Annotated in this window: 2 protein-coding genes and 1 pseudogene; all 3 read right to left on the bottom strand. The window is 31.7% G+C overall.

Translation table 11 applies throughout. The features are described from left to right. Positions 1-2,200, bottom strand: a 2,200-nt coding sequence (locus ACI3VO_RS10240; protein ID WP_439757825.1) for an ATP-dependent helicase, incomplete at its 3' end; no start/stop codon positions are given. Between the two features lie 160 nt (positions 2,201-2,360). Further along, positions 2,361-3,185 (bottom strand): hypothetical protein, encoded by an 825-nt coding sequence (locus tag ACI3VO_RS10235; RefSeq protein WP_439757824.1) that lies wholly within the window; start codon positions 3,183-3,185, stop codon positions 2,361-2,363. Continuing rightward, positions 3,179-3,403, bottom strand: a pseudogene (locus ACI3VO_RS10230) (ABC transporter ATP-binding protein); the annotation flags it as partial. The gene ACI3VO_RS10235 and the pseudogene ACI3VO_RS10230, both read right to left, overlap by 7 nt.

Below are 3,403 nucleotides of genomic sequence, written 5' to 3'. Positions count from 1 at the left end.
TCTTGATTCCTTGATTGTCAAAAGCTATAGTCACATCTGATCCCTTTAGAGCAACCACTGTGCCCGTTCCAAATTTTGGATGATGAACCTTGCTTCCTAATTTGATGTTATCCACATCTGCTACATCTGTCTTTTCCTTTATAGTGGCATTTGCTTTTTTAGCCATCTGTGCTTTATTCACACTATTCATGTATTTTTTAGTGTATTTATCTAACATGTTATAGCTAGCCTTTGAATATGAAACTTCTTTTTGAACCTTATTAAGTCTTTCCACACGATCTTCTGGAAGCTCTTCTATAAATCTAGATGCAACAGAATGATTAGTTCTACCATACAAAGTTCTCTTGTTTGTCATAGTCATAAACAGCTCTTCCTTAGCTCTAGTTATTCCAACGTAGCAAAGTCTTCTTTCCTCTTCTATTTGAGTATCCTGCATAGATGCTATAGCTCTTGCTATAGGGAATAATTTTTCCTCCATACCACTTAAAAATACTACTGGAAACTCTAGCCCCTTCGCTGAATGTATAGTCATTAAGGAAACTCTATCTGCATGCTCCTCCTCATCGCTAGGCTCTGATGTCAACGCTACATTAGTTAAAAATGATTCTAAACTAGTATCTTCATTTTTGCTTTCGAACTCCATAGCAACAGATATAAATTCCTTTAAATTTTCTATTCTATCCTGTGATTCTTCGCTTTTATCCTTTTCTAATTCATCTAAGTATCCTGTAATGTCCATGACCTTTTCAATCATCTTACTTGCAGGATATATTTCCTTTAAGCTTCTAAATGTAGACATCATATCTACAAAGCCGTTTATACTCGCTTTTGCCTTTCTAGATATATCTGAATTTCCATCTATATCTATTAGTACTGAGTATAGACTTTCTTCCTTTAAGCTTGCTCTATCTTCTATTTTTTCTATAGTTCTAAGGCCTATACCTCTTCTAGGAACGTTTATAATTCTCTTTAGGGATATATCATCCTGTGGGTTTTGTATTACCCTTAAATACGCCACCATGTCCTTTATTTCTTTTCTTTCATAGAACTTAGTACCACCGTAGATGTTATATGGAATTTGACTTCGATTTAAAGCATCCTCGACTGGTCTTGCTTGTGCATTTGCTCTATATAAAACAGCAAAATCTCTGTACTCTCTGCCTTCTGCCCTAACCATAGTAGCAATAGTATTGGCTATAAATTCGGCTTCACTTACTTCATCCTCGGCAAGTTGAATTTTTATCAATTCTCCTTCCTTCTTTTCACTCCAAAGCTTCTTTCTCTTTCTTTCTATATTGTTTTGAATCAATAAATTTGCCGCATCTAGTATGATTTGAGTAGATCTGTAATTTTGCTCTAATTTTATTACATGTACGTTGTCATAGTCCTTCTCAAATTCAAGTATATTTCTAATATCTGCGCCTCTCCAACCGTATATACTTTGGTCGTCGTCACCAACTACGCAAATATTCTGATGTCCCTTAGCAAGCATTTTAATAAGCTCATATTGAGCTCTACTCGTGTCTTGATACTCGTCCACCATTATATATCTAAATCTGTTTCTGTAAAATTCTAAAACATCTTCATGCTCTCTAAATAGCTCTACAGTCTTTGATATTAAATCATCGAAATCAAGTGCACTATTTCTCTTTAGACGATCCTGATAAAGTGCATAGATATCGGCAATTTTCATTTTTGAAAAATCACCCTTATGTATTTCTCTAAATTGCTTAGGACTTATAAGCTTATCCTTCGCATTTGATATTACGCTAATCACATATTTAGGTTCTATAGCCTTTTCACTATAATTTAGCTCTCTCATACAGTCCTTGATAAGAGTAATTTGGTCTGCGCTGTCATATATAACAAAGCTTCTATTGTATCCGATTTTGTTTATTGCTTTTCTAAGTATTCTTACACAGCAAGAGTGGAATGTAGTTATCCACATTGCACTAGTATCTTCGTCCTTTAGAGTTTCATCTACTCTTTCTCTCATCTCATTTGCCGCTTTATTAGTAAAGGTTATCGCTAAAATATTTTCAGCCTTGACCTTTTTTACTTCCATAAGGTATCCTATTCTAGTAGTTAAAACTCTAGTTTTTCCTGAACCTGCACCAGCGAGAATTAATATCGGTCCTTCTGTCTGTTCAACAGCTTCTCTTTGAGCAGGATTCAGCATCTCAATTGTATCTAAAATCATCATTTTCCTCCGTTTCTAATAAATATATTATTTAGAGTATAGACATATTTTAGACTATCTAATAAATAATTGAAATAGATTTACAAAAAAAATATACCTTTCAATAATAATTTATATCCATTATCAAAAGGCATATTATTTTAATACAATATTTACTTTTTTATTCTAAATTAAGTTTCTTGTTTAATAATGTAGTTGTTCCAAAGAACAAAGCTAATGCAATTATTATATTTGCTACAAATATTACAATATCATAAGTTCCAACTGAAAAAGCTGCATTAAAAAATCCATTTATATCAAAGCTTGATATATTCTCACTTATAGCTAGAGCTTTATCATCAGTAACAAGCAAAGCAATTGCTCCTCCGATACCTGATTGAATCAAAGATAAAACTATAAATGATCCCAAAGCTGATAATACTTTATGCTTAGAAAATACATTTAAATGACATATTGCACTTACTAGATATATTGTCAATATAAATGTTGAATAATCAGCTATATAATTCAAGCTATAAAAAGCCATACCTCCTATATTTTGCGAAAAGACTTCTTTAACACTTCTAAAGAAATAACCCATATCTAGAATTTCATCTACTTTATAGCTAACCATAACAGAAACTAAAGCGATAGAAACAAAAGAAACTATGACAGTTAATATTATAAATATCAATGAAGTTAAAAACTTAGATAATACTAAAGATTCCTTGCTAACTGGTAGCGTAAACATCAAATACCCTTCATCGCCTAAAAGACTCTTATTGAATCTTTGAACTATAAGAACTATAGTCAATACAATCGCAGCTACAAATAAAGCAAATGCCGCTATCATACCTATCAAATATACAAATGTGAAATCATGTACTCCATTATCAAAATTTATAAATAATCCACCTAATATAGAAAATACCAATACAATTATATAAAATGGAAAAAATATTCTTCCACAAGATCTAATTTCGTATTTCATTAATTTTCCTAGCATCTAAATTCCTCCCTAAAAATAGCATCTATTGATTTTTGTTTTTCAGCTTTTATTTCGTCTACATTTCCTTGTAAAACGACTTCCCCATAAGCTAAAAATATGACCTCATCACATATATTTTCTATCTCACTTATTAAATGAGTTGCAATCAATAAAGTAGAATTCTCGTTGAAGTTTTTAAGTATAGTGTCTAATATAAAGCTTCTAGCTGCTGGATC

Source organism: Intestinibacter sp., assembly GCF_051866655.1.
Taxonomy (GTDB): Bacteria; Bacillota; Clostridia; order Peptostreptococcales; family Peptostreptococcaceae; genus Intestinibacter.
The sequence above is the reverse complement of the archived record's forward strand: the minus strand, read 5'-3'. Positions and strand labels throughout refer to the sequence as shown.